This window comes from Roseicyclus sp. (genome assembly GCF_965662675.1).
In the GTDB taxonomy this organism is placed as follows: Bacteria; Pseudomonadota; Alphaproteobacteria; order Rhodobacterales; family Rhodobacteraceae; genus Roseicyclus.
The window spans coordinates 26839-40325 of record NZ_CBFIIK010000014.1 but is presented as its reverse complement, the minus strand read 5'-3'; the positions used below and the strand labels follow the sequence as shown (position 1 = coordinate 40325).

At 61.7% G+C, this 13487-nt stretch carries 12 protein-coding genes and 1 pseudogene; 10 read left to right on the top strand and 3 right to left on the bottom strand.

Features of this window, described 5'->3' with window-relative positions; all coding sequences use genetic code 11:
- Positions 1–532 (top strand): annotated as a pseudogene (locus ACTG4J_RS04580) (hypothetical protein); the annotation flags it as partial.
- Between the two features lie 31 nt (positions 533–563).
- Here the strand turns inward: ACTG4J_RS04580 and ACTG4J_RS04575 are convergent.
- Positions 564–1415 (bottom strand): molybdopterin guanine dinucleotide synthesis, encoded by an 852-nt coding sequence (locus ACTG4J_RS04575; protein ID WP_439137486.1) that lies wholly within the window; start codon positions 1413–1415, stop codon positions 564–566.
- Positions 1416–1530: 115 nt separating this feature from the next.
- On the opposite strand from ACTG4J_RS04575, the gene ACTG4J_RS04570 reads away from it, so the two are divergent.
- The 4 genes from ACTG4J_RS04570 to ACTG4J_RS04555 all read left to right on the top strand — a co-directional run bounded on the left by ACTG4J_RS04570 (position 1531) and on the right by ACTG4J_RS04555 (position 4656).
- Positions 1531–2238 carry an AzlC family ABC transporter permease gene (locus ACTG4J_RS04570; protein WP_439137485.1) on the top strand — a complete coding sequence of 236 codons (708 nt, stop codon included), beginning with the start codon at positions 1531–1533 and terminating at the stop codon, positions 2236–2238.
- On the top strand, positions 2235–2564 hold the full coding sequence (locus ACTG4J_RS04565) for an AzlD domain-containing protein (protein ID WP_439137483.1): 330 nt from the start codon (positions 2235–2237) through the stop codon (positions 2562–2564). The genes ACTG4J_RS04570 and ACTG4J_RS04565 overlap by 4 nt, the downstream gene beginning before the upstream one ends.
- Before the next feature lie 104 nt (positions 2565–2668).
- Entirely contained in the window at positions 2669–3724 is a 1056-nt protein-coding gene (locus tag ACTG4J_RS04560; protein WP_439137481.1) for a sodium-dependent bicarbonate transport family permease, read from the top strand.
- 47 nt (positions 3725–3771) lie between these two features.
- Entirely contained in the window at positions 3772–4656 is an 885-nt protein-coding gene (locus ACTG4J_RS04555; RefSeq protein ID WP_439137480.1) for a LysR family transcriptional regulator, read from the top strand.
- On the opposite strand, the gene ACTG4J_RS04550 is transcribed toward ACTG4J_RS04555, so the two are convergent.
- Positions 4646–5476: a prephenate dehydratase gene (locus tag ACTG4J_RS04550; protein WP_439137479.1), complete on the bottom strand. Its 831-nt coding sequence runs from the start codon at positions 5474–5476 to the stop codon at positions 4646–4648. The two genes, ACTG4J_RS04555 and ACTG4J_RS04550, sit on opposite strands and share 11 nt — an antisense overlap.
- Positions 5477–5580: 104 nt before the next feature.
- On the opposite strand from ACTG4J_RS04550, the gene ACTG4J_RS04545 reads away from it, so the two are divergent.
- The 5 genes from ACTG4J_RS04545 to ACTG4J_RS04525 all read left to right on the top strand — a co-directional run bounded on the left by ACTG4J_RS04545 (position 5581) and on the right by ACTG4J_RS04525 (position 12124).
- Positions 5581–6099 (top strand): c-type cytochrome, encoded by a 519-nt coding sequence (locus ACTG4J_RS04545; protein WP_439137478.1) that lies wholly within the window; start codon positions 5581–5583, stop codon positions 6097–6099.
- 221 nt (positions 6100–6320) lie between these two features.
- On the top strand, positions 6321–8180 hold the full coding sequence (locus ACTG4J_RS04540; RefSeq protein WP_439137477.1) for an extracellular solute-binding protein: 1860 nt from the start codon (positions 6321–6323) through the stop codon (positions 8178–8180).
- A gap of 6 nt (positions 8181–8186) precedes the next feature.
- The gene (locus tag ACTG4J_RS04535) at positions 8187–9341 is read left to right on the top strand and encodes a microcin C ABC transporter permease YejB (protein ID WP_439137475.1); all 1155 of its coding nucleotides are present in this window, start codon (positions 8187–8189) and stop codon (positions 9339–9341) included.
- A 1-nt stretch (position 9342) separates the two neighbouring features.
- Positions 9343–10521, top strand: coding sequence for an ABC transporter permease (locus tag ACTG4J_RS04530; RefSeq protein WP_439137474.1), 1179 nt, complete (start codon positions 9343–9345; stop codon positions 10519–10521).
- Positions 10522–10543: 22 nt separating this feature from the next.
- Positions 10544–12124: an ABC transporter ATP-binding protein gene (locus ACTG4J_RS04525; protein WP_439137472.1), complete on the top strand. Its 1581-nt coding sequence runs from the start codon at positions 10544–10546 to the stop codon at positions 12122–12124.
- A gap of 4 nt (positions 12125–12128) precedes the next feature.
- Here ACTG4J_RS04525 and hemN read toward each other — a convergent pair whose 3' ends face one another.
- A complete protein-coding gene (gene hemN, locus ACTG4J_RS04520; protein ID WP_439137470.1) occupies positions 12129–13484 on the bottom strand; it encodes an oxygen-independent coproporphyrinogen III oxidase in 1356 nt (451 codons plus the stop codon).
- Positions 13485–13487 lie beyond the last annotated feature (3 nt).

Genomic DNA, 13487 nt, shown 5'->3' with positions numbered 1-13487 from the left:
CGCGGCATCAACTGAAATACCGCAACCCGGGCTTGCTTTGGCCGCGCCGGTCGAACGGCCGCCCATCTCGGTTTTTGATTTCATCAAGGCGCTGAATTTCCCCCAAGATGAGAACGACAAGGAAGGGTTTCGCACATTGCGTCGTGCCTTGGAGGATCGCGCCAGCGAACGGTTGGTGCGCGCCAGCCAAGATGTGCTGACGCTTTTAAGCCAAGATGGCATCTACATGGACGACCTCAAGCCCGACCATGCCCGCCCCGAGGTCTGGCGCCGTTTCGCGCAAGGCGAACGGGGGCGTGCGGTCGCGGGTCTGGGCGGTGTTCATGATCGCTCCTGCCTTGCGCTGGCGGCCGGCCGGATGAAAAAAGACCCCGTCTTTCGCGATGCGGTGCATCATTTCCTGCGCCATTTCGACCGTACCTTCATGGCCTTCGAAAGCAATGCCACGGATGCCGATATCGTGGCGCTGGCCAATACCCGCACCGCGCGCGCCTTCATGCTATTGGGTCGTGCGGCGGGTACTTTCGACTGACGCGGGCGAGAAGTTCTTGGTTTTCGCCACTTCAGGCCAACCCCGCGATCAATGCCGGCGCATGTCCCACGCCCGCGATCCAGCCTTCCTCGGGATCACCTTCGCGCAGCATGGCGTCCAGATCATGCGGCGGTAGGGCTGCAAAAGCTTGGGCCAGCACCCGTACCTGTGCCGCATCGGGAATTTCGCCGGGCCGCTGGCGGTGTTTGATCTCGGCGGACAGGATCGACGGGTAGACCTCGGCCAGCAAGATCGGGGCGTCGCGATCCTCGAAGGGCCGCACGGCCAGCGCCGCGCCGAAATGCCGCCTGAGCATCTGCAGCCGGGGCAGGCCAAGCAGCGTCTGGCTGGCGACCGCGCCATTGCCGTAAAGCTGAAAACATGTGCTGGCACCGCGCACCACCTTTTCCACTTGCCGCCGTTCGGCAAAGGGAAAGCCCTGATGGGGCGGTTTGTGAAAGGGCACATGGCTGGGCGTTTTGCTTTTGGGATGCGACCAGAACGGGCCAGCGCCGCCCATCTGGGCATTGATCCGGTCGGCGACCTCCAGCCGGTTGTTCGCGCCGCGTTCATCATCGGAAATTGCATCCGCCAGCCAATCCCAGATCGCGAAGGGATCGGCCCGCCCTGTCAGGGCGTGGGCGAAACCTCTGGGATAGCCAAGGGGGAAATCGAAGCCCGCCAAGACACGCCGACCGTCAGACAATGCGGCCTCGAAACGGGTGACCAGATGCTCTGTCGCTGCCGCGCGGGTCCGACAATAGGTGACATGCGCCGTTGCGCCGGTGCGCTCGGCCACAAAGATCGCGTCTTTGCTGCGCTTGGCGGGTGAGGGGGCGGACCGTGCCGACCAATCGACCATGATTACCGTTTCTATGCCCATCACCATCCCCTATCCGATTTGCCGGGTGCATTCTTGCAGCGCGCTGCACCGAATTGCATCCGCCCAGCACCTCGCCTATGGCTGTCAGTAGATTGTTCGGAACCTAACCCACCCCATGCCCGCATCCACCCCCAGCACCGCTTATCGGCGCGGATTCCGCGCGGCCTTGCCTTTTTCCATCGTGGTGGGGCCCTTTGGGCTGCTTTTCGGCGTGGTCGGAGCCGAGGCGGGGTTGGATGTGGCCCAGATCATGGGCTTTACCGTGCTGGTGATCGCGGGCGCGTCGCAATTCGCGGCGCTGCAGCTGATGCAAGACAACGCACCGATGCTGATCGTCATCGCTTCGGCCTTGGCGGTGAATTTGCGCATGGCGATGTATTCGGCCTCGTTCGCGCCGCATCTTGGGGGGGCGCCGCTGTGGCAGCGCGCGCTCATCGCTTATATGAATCTCGATCAGACCTATGCGCTTGCAATCACCGAGTACGAGGCCGCGCCGCGCCAAAGCATCGCCGAAAAGACCGCGTTCTTTTTTGGCACCTCGACGCCGATTGTCCCGGTCTGGATCGGCGCCTCGGCGCTTGGGATCGTGGTGGGCGAGGCGATCCCGCCCGCGCTGGGCCTCGATTTCGCGGTGCCGATCACCTTCATCGCGCTGATCACGCCCGCATTGCGCACACTTGCCCATGTCGCGGCGGCGGTGACATCCATCGTGATGGCGATCTTGCTGGCCTTCTTGCCGTGGAACCTGTGGCTTTTGTTCGCGGGGCTGGCTGCAATGATGGTCGGGGCCGAGGTCGAGCGCCGGATGGAGGCGCGCAAGTGAACTACGCCACCTCCGAGATCTGGATCATCATTCTGGCGCTGGGTGTCGGCACCTTCGTGATCCGTTTTTCATTTCTCGGCATCTTGGGCAATCGCGCCTTGCCGCTCTGGGTGCTCAGGCATCTGCGTTACACCGCGGTCGGTATCTTGCCCGCGATGGTCACACCCTTGGTGCTATGGCCGCAGGCCACAGGCGGTCAGATGGACCCAAGCCGCATTGCTGCGGCAATGGTGGCGCTTGCCGTTGGGCTTTGGACCAAGAACGCGATCTGGGCCATCGCGGTCGGCATGAGTACCCTGTGGGGCATCGGTTGGATGCTTGGCTAATCATTCTATAATTACGAACGAAAACCACAAAAGCTGTATTTTTATTTGTGAAGCGCAAGCTGCATACCCCCGTCCAACAAAAGACACCGATTGGGGAATGGGCCATGGATATGTTGTTCGACATCGCAGCGACGCTGGTCGCGCAATTGCAAAAGCCGACGCTGGCCTTTTTGATCGGGGGCATGATGTTGGCGGCGATGGGCAGCAAGCTGACAGTGCCCGATCCGGTCTACAAATTCATCGTGCTGGTCTTGCTGCTGAAGGTGGGTTTGGGTGCCGGTATCTCGGTGCGTGAGGCCGATCTGGTCGCGCTGGCCGTGCCCGCGATCGCGGCGGCGTTGGTCGGGGTGGCGATCGTGCTGCTCGGGTCGCGCACATTGGCGCGGACGCGCGGCGTAAACCGGATGGACGGGATGGCGACGGCGGGGCTGTTCGGTGCGGTCTCGGCTTCGACATTGGCGGCAGGCATGGTGATGCTGGACGCTGAAGGCATCGCCTACGAGGGATTTATCGGCGCGCTTTACCCCTTCATGGATATCGCGGCGCTGGTCACCGCGATCTTACTGGCGCGGATGAATGCGGCACGCGCAGCGATTGCAATGCCCGGCGGAGGTGGCGCCGCCACCGTGACGATTGGCGGAGCGGGCGGTGCCGGTGGCGATGGAATCGTGCGCGAGATCCTGACCGATACGCTGAAAAGCCCGGCGATCTCGGCGCTGCTTCTGGGGTTGGCCATCGGCCTTCTGGGGCGGCCGGAACAGGTCTATGCCAGCTTTTACGAGCCGCTTTTCCGGGGCCTTTTGTCGATCTTGATGCTGATCATGGGGATGGAGGCTTGGGCGCGTCTGGGCGAGATGCGCAAGGTCGCGCATGCCTATGTGTTCTACGGCATCGCGGGTCCGCTGGCGCATGGGTTGTTGGGGTTCGGCGCGGGGCTTTTGGCGCATCATCTGACCGGTTTTTCGGGCGGCGGCGTGGTGCTTTTGGCGGTGATGGCGGCGTCCAGCTCGGATATTTCCGGCCCGCCCACGCTGCGCGCCGCGCTGCCCGAGGCGAACCCGAGCGCCTATGTCGGCACCTCCACGGGGATCGGCACGCCGGTTGCGATCTTGTCGATTCCCGTCTGGATCGCGCTGGCCGATTGGCTGATCGGATTTTGATCTGATTTTTCTTTCAATCAGGACGAAACGTTCTATTTTTACGTATCATGGACCGGCTGAATTACCACCATCTGCGCTATTTTCGCGAGGTCGCGCGCGAAGGGCATCTGACGCGCGCGGCCGTTCGATTGAACCTGTCGCAATCGGCGCTGTCGGCGCAGATCCGCCAGCTTGAGGATCGGCTGGGCCATGCGCTTTTCGAACGCCGTGGCCGCCAGCTGATCTTGACCGAAGCCGGACGTATCGCGCTTGACCATGCAGAGCGGATTTTCGGCGCGGGCGAGGAATTGCTCGGCGTTCTGGGCGATGGGGCGGGTCGGGCGCGGCCCTTGCGCGTCGGCGCGCTGTCGACGCTGTCGCGCAATTTTCAGCTGCAATTCCTGCGCCCGGTTCTGGCGACCGATGACGAACCATTGCCCTTGGCGCTGATCTCGGGTTCGGCCAGTGTGTTGTTGCCGCGATTGGCGGGTTTGGCGCTTGATGTGGTCTTGTCGACCGAACCGCATGACGCCGTGCACTATCCGGGCCTGCATGCCCAGCATATCGCGGCCCAACCCGTGGCGCTGGTGGGCCGGGCAAGCCGGGTCGCGGGGCGCAGCGCCGATTGGCTATTGGCCAATCAACCTGTGATCTTGCCCACCGAAAGCTCGATCAGAACGGGTTTTGACGCCTACTGCGCAAGGATGGGCATCACCCCCTCTATCGTGGCCGAGGTGGATGACATGGCGATGGTGCGCCTTTTGGCGCGCCAGGATGTCGGCGTGGCCCTGGCCCCCCGTGTCGTGTTGGAGGACGAAATCGCCGCTGGCTTGATCATGCAAGCGCCGGGTGATCTGGGCATCGTCGAACGGTTTTATGCCATCACCGCCGTGCGCGATTTTCCCCACCCCGCAATGGCGCGATTGATCGCGGCGGCCGCGATCAATCCCTGACCGATGCGGCGGGATAGGTGCCGAGGATCTTGAGGAAACTGGTGAAATAGGCCAACTCCTCCAGTGCGAGGCGGACATTGTCATCCTCGGGGTGACCCTCGATATCGGCATAGAATTGCGTCGCGGTGAACGAGCCATCGACCATGTAGCTTTCCAGCTTGGTCATGTTCACGCCATTGGTCGCGAAACCGCCCATCGCCTTGTAAAGGGCGGCTGGAATATTGCGCACGCGGAAGACAAAGGTGGTCATCATGTGATCCGAGCGCCGCGTCAGATCGGGTTCGCGCGCCATGATCAAGAAGCGGGTGGTGTTGGTATCGCTGTCCTCGATATGGCGGGCCAGCACATCCAAACCGTAGATATCTGCCGCCAATTCCGAGGCGAGCGCGGCCTTGCTGCGATCACCCCAAGCCGCAACGTCGCGGGCGGCGCGGGCATTGTCGGGGCTGACCTGGCCCTTGATACCGTTCTTGCGCAAGAACCCCGCGCATTGCGGCAACAGCACCAGATGCGACCAAGCATCCGTGATGTCGCCGATTTTCGCACCGGGCACACCAAGCAGGTTGATATGAACACGCACGAAGGCCTCGTCCACGATATGCAACCCCGAGGAGGGCAGCAGGCGGTGGATATCGGCGACCCGGCCATAGGTGGTGTTTTCTACCGGCAGCATGGCTTGCACCGCCTCGCCCGATTGCAAGGCGGCGATGGCATCTTCGAAGGTCGCGCAGGGCAGCGCCTCCATACCGGGGCGTGCATCATGGATGGCCTGATGCGAATAGGCGCCGGGCTCTCCTTGAAATGCGATGCGGTCGGTCATGGCGAACCTTTCGATGGGGGCGTTTCGTCGCGCTCCCTACACCTTGCCATGTGTTGGTGAAACCCCATACATACCCGTGAAATCGCGAGACGGATGGGAATACCATGTTCGACACCATGACCATCACCAAGGCTTTCGCCTCTGTATGCGGCGCAATGCTGGTGCTTTTGTTGGGCGGCTGGGCCGCTGAAAGCCTATACAATATCGAGCAGCACGGTGACGATCATGTCTCGGGCTATGCCATCCTCGTCGAAGAGCATGGCGAGGAAGAGGTTGTGGAAGAGGTGATCGAGGTCGCCTTTGCCGATGTCTATGCCAGCGCCGACGCGGCGGCGGGCGAGCGTCTGTGGCGCCAATGCGGTGCCTGCCACCAGCTTAACCCCGGTGCCAATGGCGTTGGCCCCTACCTGCATGGTGTAGTGGGTCGCCCCAAGGGCGCGGCTGTCGGGTTCAACTATTCCGCGACGCTGTCGGGCATGGGTGGTGAATGGTCGCCCGAAAACCTGGCGGGTTTCCTTGAAAACCCGCGTGGTTATGCGCCTGGCACCTCGATGTCCTACAACGGCATGCGCGATGTCGGTGATCGCGCAAATCTGATCGCCTATCTTGCGACTTTCCAATAAGCGCGCATGAACGGATCAAGGAAAGGGCCGCCGATCGGGGCGGCCTTTTTCGTTTCGGCGAACGCAGCCGGGGTGTCGATCACGGAATCTCAACTTGAACCTTGGTGGGACTGGTCTCTAACGTGATGTGACCCAAATATATCGCAAGCGCCCCTTTGCGATTTTGTCCGGAGATCTTGATGACCGAACACCATGCAGCTGTTTTTTCATTTCGTCGCGTCATGTCGGTTCCGTTGATTGCCGCCTTGGCCTTGACCCTTGGAAACCCGCGCGCCGATGCCCAGCAAGACGGGCTGATCACGACCCATGCGGTCGCGACCTTCGGGATCGAAGACCTGACCTATCCGGCTGATTTTCCGCATCTCGCCTATGTGAACCCCGACGCGCCCAAGGGCGGCGAGATGTCGTTCAGCTGGTCAAGCGGCGGGGGCGGCTTCGATTCGCTGCATCCCTACACCAATCAGGGTAATCCGGCGGTCCTTGCCTCGATCTTCTTTGAGACGATGTTGGAGGGCACATCTGACACGATCGGCGAAAGCTACTGCCTCTTGTGTGAGAGCATCGCCTACCCCGAAGATCGCGCCTATGTCATCTTCACGCTGCGCGAAGGGGTGCGCTTTTCCGACGGCACACCGCTCACCGCCGATGATGTTCTGTTTTCCTACGAGATCCTGCGCGACGAGGGGTTGCCTTCGTTCCGCGCGAATATCCCGCTGACCATCGCAAGCGCCGAGGTCATGGATGCGCGTACCATCCGGTTCGATTTCAACCCCGAAAGCCAGCTACGCGGTCGGGTCGAGGCGGCGGGCGGCCTGCCGGTCTTCAGCCGCGCCAGCCACGCGGCCAGCGGACTGCCCTTTTCCGACAGCCGCCTGACGCCGCTGACGGGCTCTGGCCCTTATATGCTGGGCGAGGTCGATCCGGGCCGTTCCACCGTTTTCGTGCGCAACCCCGAATATTGGGGCCGCGATCTGCCGATCAATGTCGGGCGGCACAATTTCGACAGTATCCGGGTGGAATATTACGCTGATGCCATCGCCGCCTTCGAGGGGTTCACCGCTGGAAACTATCTCTTCCGGCAGGAAAACAGTTCGCAGAACTGGGCCAACAGCTATGATTTTCCGCGCCTGACCGACGGGATCGTGATCCGCGAGGAGATCCCCCAAGGCGTGATCGCAAGCGGCCAAAGCTTCGTCTTCAACCTGCGACGCGAGAAATTTCAAGACCCGCGTGTGCGCGAAGCCATCGCGCTGATGTTCAACTTCGAATGGACCAACCAGACCCTGTTCTACGGGCTTTACGCCCCGATCGACAGTTTTTGGGAAAACACCCATCTCGAGGCAGCGGGCGTTTTGTCGGGTGATGAGCTGGCCGTTCTGGAACCTTTCCGCGGGCGCTTGCCCGACGAGGTCTTCACCGATCCGCCATTCGCGACGCCCGCCTCGAACGCCGAGCGCACCTTTGACCGCGCACAGGCGCGCCGTGCCGCCGCCTTGCTCGAGGCGGCCGGTTGGACGCCGGGCAATGACGGCTTGCTGCGCAACGCGGCGGGCCAGACGCTCGAGGTGGAGTTTCTCAACGCCAGCCCGCTCTTTGACCGGATCATCAACCCCTATGTCGAGAACCTGCGCGCCATCGGCGTCGATGCCCGGCTAACGCGGGTGGACGGGGCGCAGATGAACCAGCGCCAGCGCGATGCCGATTTCGACATGCTGACCGATCATTTCCCGATGGGCTATGAGCCCGGCACTTCGATGCGACAGTATTTCGGCTCGATCGGGGCGGATGAGTCGCTTTTCAACGTCGCGGGCCTGGCCGATCCGGTGGTCGATGAATTGCTCGAAAGCGTGATCCGTGCCGAAACCCGCGAAGAGATGGAGACCGCGACCCGGGCGCTTGACCGGGTGTTACGCGCCTACCGCATGCGGGTGCCGCAATGGTTCAACCAGAATGTCTGGGCGGCATATTACAACCATTATCGCTATCCGGAAGAACTGCCGCCCTATGGCATCGGCTTTCTTGATTTCTGGTGGGTCGACCCCGCAGCCGAGCAGGCACTGCGCGATCAAGGCGTACTGTAAGCCGATATGGGCGCTTATATCCTCAGACGCGTCTTGCTGATGATCCCCACGCTCTTGGGGATCATGGTGATCAATTTCGCGCTGACGCAATTCGTGCCGGGCGGACCGATCGAACAGGTCATCGCCCAGCTCGAAGGCGAGGGGGATGTGTTCGCTGGTATCTCGGGCGGTGGCTCGGAAACGGGCGGGGCGAGCGAGATCGAGGCCAGCGGCTACGAGGGCGCGCGCGGGCTCCCGCCGCAGTTTCTCGATGAGTTGCGCATCCAGTTCAATTTCGCGCGCATCGTCTGTGCCGAGGGTTTCACCGGCACACCAAACCTGCGCGCCGAGGACTGTGTGGCCGAGGATATTCCGGGGTTGGAGCGCTTTGGCCTGATGATGTGGGATTATGTCCGCTTCGATTTTGGTGAAAGCTATTTCCGCTCGATCTCGGTTATCGATCTGGTGATCGAGAAATTGCCGGTCTCGATCACGCTTGGCCTGTGGTCGACGCTGATCGCCTATCTGATCTCGATCCCCTTGGGCATCGCCAAGGCCACCCGCGATGGAACGCGGTTCGACACATGGACCAGCGGTGTGATCATCGTGGCCTATGCGATCCCCGGTTTCTTGTTCGCTATCATGCTTTTGGTGCTGTTCGCGGGGGGGCGCTATTTCCAGATCTTCCCACTGCGCGGACTGACTTCGGATGGGTGGGAGGATATGACGCTGATCCAGCAGATCGGCGACTATTTCTGGCACATCACGCTGCCGGTGCTGGCCTCGACCATCTCGGCCTTCGCCACGCTCACGCTTTTGACCAAGAACAGTTTTCTCGATGAGATCCGCAAGCAATACGTCATGACGGCGCGTGCCAAGGGATTGGGTGAGCGGCGCGTGCTTTATGGCCATGTGTTCCGCAACGCGATGCTGATCGTGATTGCGGGCTTTCCGGCGGTCTTCGTGGGCGTGTTTTTCGGCGGTTCGCTGATCATCGAGACGATCTTTTCGCTCGATGGGCTTGGACGGCTCGCCTTCGAGGCCGCGGTCAGCCGCGATTATCCGGTGATCTTCGGTACATTGTTCGTTTTCGGGCTAATCGGGCTTGTCGTGAACATCCTGTCCGACCTGATGTATGTCTGGATCGACCCACGTATCGATTTCGACACGCGGGAGACCTGAGATGGCGATGCCCGATCCAAGCACGGCAGCGCCCGTGGCGCCGTCCGCGACGCCCCCCCAGCCGGCGCGCGGCTGGCTATCGCCGCTCAACCGCCGCCGATGGGAGAATTTCAAGGCAAACCGCCGGGCCTTTTGGTCCTTGATGATCTTTGCCGTGCTTTACGGGCTGAGTTTGTTTGCCGAATTCATCGCCAATGATCGCCCGATCATGGTGCAATACAATGGCGGCTATTACACGCCGATTTTCAACTTCTACCCCGAGACGGAATTCGGCGGCGATTTCCGCACCGAGGCGGTTTATCGCGATATCGAGGTGCAATGCCTGATCATCGCGGGCGGGCTGGAGGATTGTTGGGACGACCCCGAGGGCGTGATCGAGACCGTTCAGACGACAGGCGCCTTTAACGGTGAGCGCGTGGAAAAGGGATGGCTGCTTTGGCCGCTCATTCCCTATAGCTACAACACGGTTAATGATATCGGCCGCGCCGCGCCCTCGCCGCCTGACGCCAACCATTGGCTTGGCACCGATGATACCGCGCGCGATGTGCTGGCGCGGGTGATCTACGGCTTTCGGCTTTCGGTCAGCTTTGCGCTTGTCGTGACATTGCTCACCTCGGTCATCGGCATCGCGGCGGGTGCCGCGCAGGGCTATTACGGTGGCTGGCTTGACCTGATTTTCCAGCGCGTGATCGAGATCTGGAATTCCACCCCCAGCCTTTACATCATCATCATCATCTCGGCGATTTTCGTGATGGATTTCTGGCTCTTGGTCTTCTTGATGGTGCTGTTCGGCTGGACGGGGCTTGTGGGTGTGGTCAGGGCCGAATTCCTGCGCGCACGCAATTTCGAATATGTCCGCGCCGCCCGCGCGCTGGGGGTCAGCAATGGCACGATCATGTTCCGCCATGTGCTGCCCAATGCGATGGTGGCGACGCTGACCTTTCTGCCCTTCATCGTGACGGGCACGATCGGGGGGCTGGCCAGCCTCGATTTCCTTGGCTTCGGCCTGCCATCTTCGGCCCCCAGCCTTGGGGAGATGACGTTGCAGGCGAAAAACAACCTGCAAGCCACATGGCTGGCCTTTACCGCGTTTTTCGCCTTTGCGGTGATGCTGTCGCTTTTGGTTTTCATTTTCGAAGGGGTGCGCGACGCCTTTGATCCCAGAAAGACGTTTCGATGACCCAAACCGGCGGTTTGAAACCATGAGCGTGCTTAAGGTCAACGATCTTTCCGTCCATTTCGGGGCGACCCATGCGGTGCGTGGCGTCAGCTTCGATGTCGGCGCGGGCGAGACAGTGGCGTTGGTGGGCGAAAGCGGATCGGGCAAATCTGTCACGGCTTTGTCCACCGTGGCGCTGGTGCCGGGGGCCACGGCCATGACCGGGTCCGTCACCTATGACGGGCAGGAAATGGTCGGCGCGGGCGACACCACGCTGCGCCGAATCCGGGGCAATGACATCAGCTTTATCTTCCAAGAGCCGATGACATCGCTGAACCCGCTGCACACGCTGGAAAAGCAGATCACCGAAAGCCTCAGCCTTCACCAAGGGCTGCATGGCGCGGCGGCGCGCGACCGCGTGATCGAGCTGTTGCATCAAGTCGGCATTCGCGATCCCGAGACGCGGCTTTCATCCTATCCGCACCAATTGTCGGGCGGACAGCGCCAGCGTGTGATGATCGCCATGGCGCTGGCCAATGGCCCCAAGCTTCTGATCGCGGATGAGCCCACAACCGCGCTTGATGTGACGATTCAGGCGCAAATCCTTGAGCTTCTCGCCGATCTCAAACGCGATCTGGGGATGAGCCTGTTGTTCATTACCCATGACCTGACCATCGTGCGGCGCATCGCCGACCGGGTTTGCGTGATGCAAAACGGCGAGATCGTCGAACAGGGGCCGACGGCCGAGATTTTCGGTGACCCCAAACATCCTTATACAAGAAAACTGCTCGCGGCCGAGGCCAAGGGCACCCCCGAGCCGGTGCCAGAAAACGCCGCCGAGATCGTATCGACGCATGATTTGCGGGTCTGGTTCCCGATCACGCGCGGGCTCATGCGGCGCACGGTCGGCCACATCAAGGCCGTAAATGCCGCCACGATCAGCGTGCGCGCGGGAGAGACGCTGGGCATCGTGGGCGAAAGCGGTTCGGGAAAAACGACGCTGGCCTTGGCGATCATGCGGTTGATCGCCTCGCAAGGGCCGGTGGTCTTCATGGGGCGCGATGTGCAGGGGCTTCATTCGCGCGAATTGCGCCCGCTCAGGCGCGACATGCAGATCGTGTTTCAAGACCCATATGGTAGCCTCAGCCCAAGGATGACGGTCGAGCAGATCGTCGCCGAGGGGCTTGCTGTGCATGGGGTGGCGCGCGATGACCGGCGCGCTCAGGTGGCCGAGATCATGGCCGAGGTGGGCCTCGACCCTGCGATGATGGATCGCTACCCGCACGAGTTTTCCGGCGGACAGCGCCAGCGCATCGCCATTGCGCGCGCGATGATCTTACGGCCCAAGCTGGTGGTGCTGGATGAACCCACAAGCGCGCTCGACATGACCGTGCAGGTACAGATCGTTGACCTGCTCCGTCGCCTGCAGCAGCGTCATGGCATCGCCTATCTGTTCATCAGCCATGATTTGAAGGTGGTGCGCGCGCTCAGCCACAAGGTGATCGTGATGCGCAATGGCGATATGGTCGAAGCGGGCGAGACCGCCGCGCTATTCGCCCAGCCCAAGACGGAATATACCCGCGAATTGATGCGCGCGGCCTTTGGCGAAAGTGGTGCTGCGTGATCCGTCAGATCGCCGAAGAATGCCCCTCGGCCCGCATCTCGTAGGCATCGAAAGCCCGCGCGATCATCCGCGTCAGGGCGCGCCCTTGCGGCTCGATCGTCAAGCCATGCCCCGCAAGCCGCAGCATGCCGGGGAATTGCTGCGCGGCCGCGCCGAGAATCGCGCCAAGCCTGTCGGGTGTGATATCGAAATCGCGCAAGATCGCCGCGCCGTCGATGCGGAAATCGCACATCAGCATTTCGATCATCCGCGCGCGCATCTTGTCCTCGCCCTTGAAGATATGGCCGCGGCCCGTGGCCATCTCGCCCGCGCGCACCGCTTTTTGATAGGCCGCGGTCGAACTGGCGTTTTGTGCGAAACCTTGCGGAAAGCGCGAAATCGCCGATGCACCAAGCCCGATCAGCACATCGCAGGTATCGTCGGTATAGCCTTGGAAATTGCGCCGCAAATGCCCGGCTTTCGCGGCTTGCGCCATGCTGTCGCCGGGTTTGGCGAAATGGTCGATCCCGATCTCGGCATAGCCATCCCACAAGAACAGGCGGCGCGCCGTATCGAACAAGGCCAAGCGTGCCTCGGGTGAAGGGAGCGCATCGGTCGGGATCAGGGCTTGGCGCTTGGCCATCCATGGCACATGGGCATAGCCGTAAAGCGCCACCCGGTCGGGGCTGAGCGACAAGAGCATCTGCACCGAATCCGACAGCCGCGCCTGCGTCTGGTCGGGCAGGCCGAACAAGATATCGGCGTTGAGCGACTGAATACCCGCTGCCCGCAGCCCTTCGACTGCGGTGCGCGTCACCTCGTATGATTGCACGCGGCCGATGATCTGTTGAATGTCGGGGTCGAAATCCTGCACCCCGATCGAGGCACGGTTCATCCCCGCTGCCGCCAGCGCGTCGATGCGCGGTGCGTCGATCTCGTTGGGGTCGATCTCGACCGAGAATTCGGCGTCATGCGCAAATGGCAGGGCCCTGTGCAGCGCCTCCGCCAGATCGCGCATCGCGGCCGCCGACAACAAGGTCGGCGTCCCGCCACCCCAATGCAGCCGCGCCACGCTGACGCCCGCAGGCAGCGCTTGGCCCAACAGGGCGATTTCTTGTTTCAATGTGGCAAGATAAGCGCTCACAGGCTCGTCCGAGCGCACACCTTGGGTGCGACATGCGCAGAACCAACACAACCTGCGGCAGAAAGGCACATGAAGATAAAGCGAGATACGCGCGCCGGGCGCGATGGCGCGCACCCAGTCAAGAAAAATTGGCCCTGTCACGTCGTTTGAGAACTTCGTGGCGGGCGGATAGCTTGTGTAACGCGGCACTTTCGCGTCGAACAAGCCCAATTGGCGAAGTTGATTGACATGTTCCATTGC

What these genes read in the sequence shown, in the direction of transcription:
- ACTG4J_RS04575 (WP_439137486.1), bottom strand. Translation starts at nt 1,415, where the DNA reads ATGGGCATAGAAACGGTAATCATGGTCGATTGGTCGGCACGGTCCGCC.
- ACTG4J_RS04570 (WP_439137485.1), top strand. Translation starts at nt 1,531, where the DNA reads ATGCCCGCATCCACCCCCAGCACCGCTTATCGGCGCGGATTCCGCGCG.
- ACTG4J_RS04560 (WP_439137481.1), top strand. Translation starts at nt 2,669, where the DNA reads ATGGATATGTTGTTCGACATCGCAGCGACGCTGGTCGCGCAATTGCAA.
- ACTG4J_RS04555 (WP_439137480.1), top strand. Translation starts at nt 3,772, where the DNA reads ATGGACCGGCTGAATTACCACCATCTGCGCTATTTTCGCGAGGTCGCG.
- ACTG4J_RS04550 (WP_439137479.1), bottom strand. Translation starts at nt 5,476, where the DNA reads ATGACCGACCGCATCGCATTTCAAGGAGAGCCCGGCGCCTATTCGCAT.
- ACTG4J_RS04545 (WP_439137478.1), top strand. Translation starts at nt 5,581, where the DNA reads ATGTTCGACACCATGACCATCACCAAGGCTTTCGCCTCTGTATGCGGC.
- ACTG4J_RS04540 (WP_439137477.1), top strand. Translation starts at nt 6,321, where the DNA reads ATGTCGGTTCCGTTGATTGCCGCCTTGGCCTTGACCCTTGGAAACCCG.
- ACTG4J_RS04535 (WP_439137475.1), top strand. Translation starts at nt 8,187, where the DNA reads ATGGGCGCTTATATCCTCAGACGCGTCTTGCTGATGATCCCCACGCTC.
- ACTG4J_RS04530 (WP_439137474.1), top strand. Translation starts at nt 9,343, where the DNA reads ATGGCGATGCCCGATCCAAGCACGGCAGCGCCCGTGGCGCCGTCCGCG.
- ACTG4J_RS04525 (WP_439137472.1), top strand. Translation starts at nt 10,544, where the DNA reads ATGAGCGTGCTTAAGGTCAACGATCTTTCCGTCCATTTCGGGGCGACC.
- hemN (WP_439137470.1), bottom strand. Translation starts at nt 13,484, where the DNA reads ATGGAACATGTCAATCAACTTCGCCAATTGGGCTTGTTCGACGCGAAA.